At 72.5% G+C, this 5,549-nt stretch carries 7 protein-coding genes; 1 reads left to right on the top strand and 6 read right to left on the bottom strand.

Annotated elements, in window-relative coordinates:
* Positions 1-200 precede the first annotated feature (200 nt).
* Positions 201-572: a thioredoxin gene (gene trxA, locus QH283_RS16800; RefSeq protein WP_280503930.1), complete on the bottom strand. Its 372-nt coding sequence runs from the start codon at positions 570-572 to the stop codon at positions 201-203.
* A gap of 225 nt (positions 573-797) precedes the next feature.
* Here trxA and QH283_RS16805 point away from each other — a divergent pair, with 225 nt between their 5' ends.
* A complete protein-coding gene (locus QH283_RS16805; RefSeq protein ID WP_280503931.1) occupies positions 798-1,907 on the top strand; it encodes an isocitrate/isopropylmalate dehydrogenase family protein in 1,110 nt (369 codons plus the stop codon).
* A gap of 49 nt (positions 1,908-1,956) precedes the next feature.
* Here QH283_RS16805 and QH283_RS16810 read toward each other — a convergent pair whose 3' ends face one another.
* The 5 genes from QH283_RS16810 to QH283_RS16830 all read right to left on the bottom strand — a co-directional run.
* On the bottom strand, positions 1,957-2,562 hold the full coding sequence (locus QH283_RS16810) for a PRC-barrel domain-containing protein (RefSeq protein WP_280503932.1): 606 nt from the start codon (positions 2,560-2,562) through the stop codon (positions 1,957-1,959).
* A gap of 136 nt (positions 2,563-2,698) precedes the next feature.
* A complete protein-coding gene (locus QH283_RS16815) occupies positions 2,699-3,097 on the bottom strand; it encodes a PRC-barrel domain-containing protein (protein ID WP_280503933.1) in 399 nt (132 codons plus the stop codon).
* 209 nt (positions 3,098-3,306) lie between these two features.
* Complete coding sequence (locus QH283_RS16820; protein WP_280503934.1) at positions 3,307-3,813, bottom strand: hypothetical protein; 507 nt, start codon at positions 3,811-3,813, stop codon at positions 3,307-3,309.
* Between the two features lie 109 nt (positions 3,814-3,922).
* Positions 3,923-4,249, bottom strand: a complete 327-nt coding sequence (locus QH283_RS16825; protein WP_280503935.1) for a hypothetical protein — start codon at positions 4,247-4,249, stop codon at positions 3,923-3,925.
* A gap of 78 nt (positions 4,250-4,327) precedes the next feature.
* Positions 4,328-5,549 (bottom strand): AMP-binding protein (locus QH283_RS16830; RefSeq protein ID WP_280503936.1); only part of this gene is annotated, 1,222 nt, incomplete at its 5' end.

The following is a 5,549-nucleotide window of genomic DNA, read 5'->3' on the forward strand; positions in this document are numbered from 1 at the left end:
ACGGCCACGCGGGGGTGGGGCGCCGCCGTGGCGGGTTACCGCCCCTAACCCTGGGCCCGCCAAATCATTCCCGCCACCACCGGGCTGGGTCCCTCCCCTCGCCGCGGGGCCCACGCGGGGCCGCCGCGCGCACGAGAACGGCCCTTCTCCCTGCGTGGGTGGCGGGCCGTTCGTCGTCGCGCCGGATCAGGCGCGGCAGCTCACTCGGCGGCGGACTGCTGCTCGGCGAGCTGCTTGCGCACCTCGTCCATGTCCAGCGCCTTCACCTGGGTCACCAGATCCTCGAGCGCGGCCGGCGGCAGCGCGCCGGGCTGCGCGAACACCAGCACACCCTCGCGGAAGGCCATGATGGTCGGGATCGAACGGATGTTGGCGGCGGCGGCGAGCCCCTGCTCGGCTTCGGTGTCGACCTTGCCGTGCACGACGTCGGGGTGCTTGTCCGACGAGGCCTCGAAGGTGGGCGCGAAGTTGCGGCACGGTCCGCACCATTCGGCCCAGAAGTCGACCAGTACCACGTCGTTGCTGGTGACTACCTCGTCGAAGTTCTGCTGGGTGAGCGTCTGGGTCGCCATGACGTCCTCTCGTGTCGTGTGTCGCCTGCTGTAACGCCGGGGACTGTCTCCATCTTCCCGCGTCCGTCTTCCCGGAGTCTTCCCGGAGGCAGGCGGCCTTTCTCGACGCAACGCCGAGCGCGGCGTCTTCGCCGTTCCCGTCAGGGGTACCCGCGGGCACACCGGCAAACACCTCACGGGCGGGTCGGACGCCGCGCCGTGGTCCGCCGGGGCGAAGATGAGCCGGTGAGCGAAGCGAAGAACACCGGCAGGCCGGGCGCGTCGGGAACGGTGCGGCTCGGCATCGTCGAGGGCGACGGCATCGGTCCCGAGGTGGTGCGTTCGGCCAGGGCGGTGGTCGACGAGGCGGTGGCCGTGGTCGGTGGCACGCCGATCGAATGGGTGCCCGCGATCATCGGGCACCGGGCCATCGGGGAGTTCGGCGAACCGCTGCCCCGGCAGACGCTCGACGTGCTGGCGGGGGTGGACGCCTGGCTGCTCGGCCCGCACGACAACGTCTCCTATCCGGGCGAGTTCCGTCGCACCACTGCGCCGGGTGGCGCGATCCGCAAGCACTTCGACCTCTACGCCAACATCCGCCCGGCCCGCGCATTCCCCGGCGTGCGGGCCGTCGCCCCCGGCATCGACCTGGTGGTGGTGCGGGAGAACAGCGAGGGGTTCTACGCCGACCGCAACATGTACGCCGGGTCGGGGGAATTCCAGCCCACCCCCGACACCGCGCTGTCGGTCGCGGTGATCACCAGGGCTGCCAGCGAGCGGATCGCGCACGAGGCGCTGCGGCTGGCCGCGAGCAGGCGCGGCAAGGTCACCATCGTGCACAAGGCCAATGTGCTGCCCCGCACCATGGGGCTGTTCCGCGAGACCTGCTACGAGGTGGCGCGCGCCTATCCTGGGGTGCGGGTCGACGACGAGCACGTCGACGCGGCGGCGGCGCACCTGGTGCGCGCGCCCGAGGACTACGACGTGCTGGTCACCGAGAACCTCTTCGGCGACATCCTCTCCGACCTGGCCGGGCAGCTGAGCGGTTCGCTCGGCACCGCGCCCTCGCTGAACTGCTCGGCCACCCGCGCCATGGCCCAGGCCGTGCACGGCGCGGCCCCCGACATCGCCGGGCACAACCGAGCCAACCCGGTGGCGATGCAGATGTCGGCGGCGATGCTGTTGCGCTGGCTGGCGACTCGCGACGGAGCGAGCGTGCTCGCCCGCGCCGCCGACCGGGTCGAGCACGCGGTGGCGGCGACCTTCGCGGCCGGGATCGCCACCGCCGACCTCGGCGGGACCGCCTCGACGGCGGAGTTCACCGAGCAGGTGTGCGCCAGGACGCACCGGCGCTGAGGCCGGGACCGGGGAGGCCGGGGTGTCCGGGGAGGCGCCGCGCCGCTGGTCACCAGAGGACGTCAGGTTCCTCGGCGTGCTTGCGGTGCCTGCCCGCGGGGCGATCGGTCTCGGTTTCGGCTTCCAGCGACGCGACCGCGGGCGTCAGGTCGAGGGCGTCGGCCGCCGCGCCGGTCGTGCGCGTGCCGGCGCGGTCCGCGCGCTCGTCTGCCCTCGGGGCGATGACCCGCTCGCCGCCGGCGAGGAGGTCGGCGTCGCCGGTCATCCGGGGCCGGACGCGGCCGGTGGTCAGCGGGATGTCGCCGTCCGGGCGGATGACCGGGGCGGCGTGGCGGCCGCCGCGCGGGTCCATGCCGTAGTGGGCGAACAGCTTCGACTCGGCGTCGCGGGTCAGGCGGCCGTCGACGTCCAGATGCGGCGCCGACTTCACCTGCTCCCTGCGTACCGGCACGCGCAGATCGCCCTTCTCGCCCAGCGGCCTCGCCCCGGCCAGGGGCACCAGCGAATCCTGGGAGAACCATCCGGTGGAGACGGACACCCAGGTCGGCGCGCCGCTGTCGTTGTCGAGGAAGATCTGCTTGACCTTGCCGATCTTGGCGCCGTCCGCGTCGATGATCGTGCTGGCGAGCAGGGAATCGAGCGTTGACCGAGTCATGTGCGCTCCTCGGGGAGTCGGGGATCGTTTCCGGGCTCCCGTGGGAGGAACCCGGGCATGGCCGAAGATCAGCTATCTTCCGGCAACTACCCGGGTGGCGGACGCGCCAAACCGCGCCGGGATCACGATGCGGTGCTCACGAGCCGGCCGTGACGTAGCGGCGCAGGCGCGCCGCGGAATTCCGGTCGCCGGGGCGACCGTAGGTGTCCCAGGCCGCCCGGCGCGGATCGATGCCGTAGTGGGCGAACAACTCGGCCTCCGCCTCTCGATCGAGCATGCCACCGTCGTCGCGGTGCGGGCAGGTGCGCACCCGCTCCTTGCTGACCTGGACGCGCAGCGACTCGCGTTCCAGCCGGTGCTGGGCCCCGGACAGCGGGACCAGCGCATTGCCCTCGTCCATGTCGGTGGCGACCGCCACCCAGGTCGGCGATCCGCTCTCGCCGTCGAGATAGATCTCCTCGACGGCGCCGATCGTCTCGCCGTTGGCATCGAGAACCGTGCTCCCGATGAGGGAGTCGAGCAGGGATCGAGCCATGATCACTCCTCGGTTGCCGGGTTTCCTTGATCTCTGGTGGGTGATCTCGGTCGGGTGATCTCGGGTGGTGATCGCCGGTGGGCGGCCTTGCCGTCGGCCGTGCGGTGTACCCGCAGCTACCCGGCCGGGGAGACGGCAAACAACCACGTCGTGCGGGCGGCGCCCCGGCGCGCGGCGGTTCGCGGATGCGGGTGTCGCCCGGGCGCAGGTCAGGCGGTGACGGCGGTCATGTCGTCGAGCAGGATCATGACCTCGCCCGCGGTCTTGGTCACCACGTCGAGCCGGATGCGCAGCGCGCGCAGTTCGGTGGCCGCGATCGGCCCGGCGAAGCGGTGGTGCAGCCGGACCCACTCGCCCGCGGCGGTGGTGACGCCGAGCGGCACCTCGCGGTCGGCCAGCAGGGCGTGCACCCGCAGCGAGGCGTGCGGCGAGCGGATCCACAACCGCAGCTCGGTGGTGGACTCGGGCAGGGTGCGCGAGCGCGCGGCCCGCGGCGCCAGCTCGACCTCGAGCCCCTCGGCGGCCGAGCGGACGAGCAGCACGACCGCGCGATGGTCGGCGCCGCGCTCCCCGTCGGCGAACACGCCGGGGCGCTTGGCCGGCGCGCCTTCGACGAAGGTGGTCAGGTGGGTCTGCGGCGCTCCAGGGCCGCGCAGCTCCCAGTCGTCCCTGTTCTCGAAATCGTCGAGGAGTACCTCGGTCGAGGCATCCGGCATCGCCTGTGTCCCTTTCTCCACGGTCCCGGTCGTGCCCGGGATCCCCACCGATCCACCCTACTGGCCTTCGCGGCGCGAAAGTTCGTGTCGCCGGTGGATTTTCGGCTGCCTATCGGCAGGCGTGATCCCTGATGCGGCCCGCGTGCGCGCGGATCACCGTCGGCACGGCCCGCAGCGGGACGGCGGCGGCGTAGTCGATGAGGAAATCGCCCTCGGGATCGCAGACGGTGAGGCTGTAGCCGACCAGCGGCTCGTCGAGCACCGACAGGGCCCGCGCCCAGTGGTCGATGCGAACCCGCACCGCGAGCTCGTCCAGCGCCGCCGCGATCTGGGCGCCGGTGCCGGTGTGCCTGGCCGCCCACCACGGCCGTGAGCCGGCGGGCCAGGTGATCTCCACCAGGCAGTCCAGCTCGCGGCCCTCCGGTACGCCGGTCACGAGCGCCATTGTTCCCCCGGCAGGGGACACGCCTGGTCACGCCGCCGTGGGTGCGGCGTGTCGCGGCGCGCGGGTGTCCTAGCCGGTGGGAGTGTCCTGGCCGGTGGGAGTGTCCTGGCCGGTGGGGGTGTCCTGGCCGGTGGGCGCCTCGTACTCCTCGAGCGTTCGGCGCAGCAGCTTGCCGGTGGCGTTGCGGGGCAGCTCGTCGAGGAAGACCACCTCGCGCGGCACCTTGTGCCGGGCCAGATTGGCCTTGACGTAGTCCTTGATCTCCTGCTCGTCGCGGGCGGCGTCGGGCGTGGTGACCACGAAGGCGCGCAGCCGCTTGCCGAAATCGCGGTCCGGCACGCCGACCACGGCGGCCTCGAGCACATCCGGGCGCTCCACCAGCAGGTTCTCCACCTCCAGCGGGAAGACGTTCTCGCCGCCGGAGACGATCATGTCGTCGTCGCGGCCGTCGATGAACAGCCTGCCCTCGGCGTCGAAGTGGCCGACGTCGCCGCTGGAGAGCAGCCCGTCGACGGTCTCCTTGGTGCGGCCGTCGGTGTAGCCGCTGAAGCTCAGGCCGCTGGAGACGAAGATCGTGCCGACCACGCCGGGGGTGGTGATCTTGTTGCGCTGCTCGTCGTAGATGGCGACCCGGCAGCCGACCGGTGGGCGGCCGACCGTGCCCGGCGCCTCGCGCATGTCGCGCGGGGTGGCCACGGCGGCGACGGCGACCTCGGTGGAGGCGTTGAGGTTGTATAGCACCTCGCCGACGGCGGCCTCGGTGCGGGCGCTGAGATCGGGCGACAGCGAGGAGCCCGCGGCGAAGACGACCCGCAGCGAGGAGGTGTCGTAGCGGGAGAGCACCTCGGGGCCGAGGTCGACGATGCGCTGCAACATGGTCGGCACCAGCACCAGGCTGGCGGCCTTGTGCTCGGCGATGGTGGCCACGGTGCCCTCGGGGTCGAACTTGCGCCTGCGCAACACCACCTTGTTGCCCAGGCTCCAGCCCAGCGCGAGCTGGGACAGGCCGGTGCCGTGGAAGACCGGCGCGGCCATGACCATGGTGTCGTTCCTCGGCAGCGGGATGCGGTCGAGGAACTGCGCCGAGGTCAGCGGGGAGACCTTGTCGCGCGGCGCGCCCTTGGGGGTGCCGGTGGTGCCGCTGGTGAGGATGACCACGCCGCCGGGTTTCGCGGGCGGGGCGGGCGGCTCGCCGTCGGCGTGCGCGGCGATCAGCGCGTCGATGGTGGGGGTGGTGTCCTCGCCCGCCGGGTCCTCGACCCAGGTGCGCAACCGCGTGGTGGTCTCCGGC

Source organism: Nocardia farcinica, from assembly GCF_029867845.1.
Taxonomy (GTDB): domain Bacteria; phylum Actinomycetota; class Actinomycetes; order Mycobacteriales; family Mycobacteriaceae; genus Nocardia; species Nocardia farcinica_A.

Bases quoted from the DNA above. Each gene is read 5' to 3' on its own strand.
- trxA (WP_280503930.1), bottom strand. From the start codon at position 572: ATGGCGACCCAGACGCTCACCCAGCAGAACTTCGACGAGGTAGTCACC.
- QH283_RS16810 (WP_280503932.1), bottom strand. From the start codon at position 2,562: ATGACTCGGTCAACGCTCGATTCCCTGCTCGCCAGCACGATCATCGAC.
- QH283_RS16815 (WP_280503933.1), bottom strand. From the start codon at position 3,097: ATGGCTCGATCCCTGCTCGACTCCCTCATCGGGAGCACGGTTCTCGAT.
- QH283_RS16820 (WP_280503934.1), bottom strand. From the start codon at position 3,813: ATGCCGGATGCCTCGACCGAGGTACTCCTCGACGATTTCGAGAACAGG.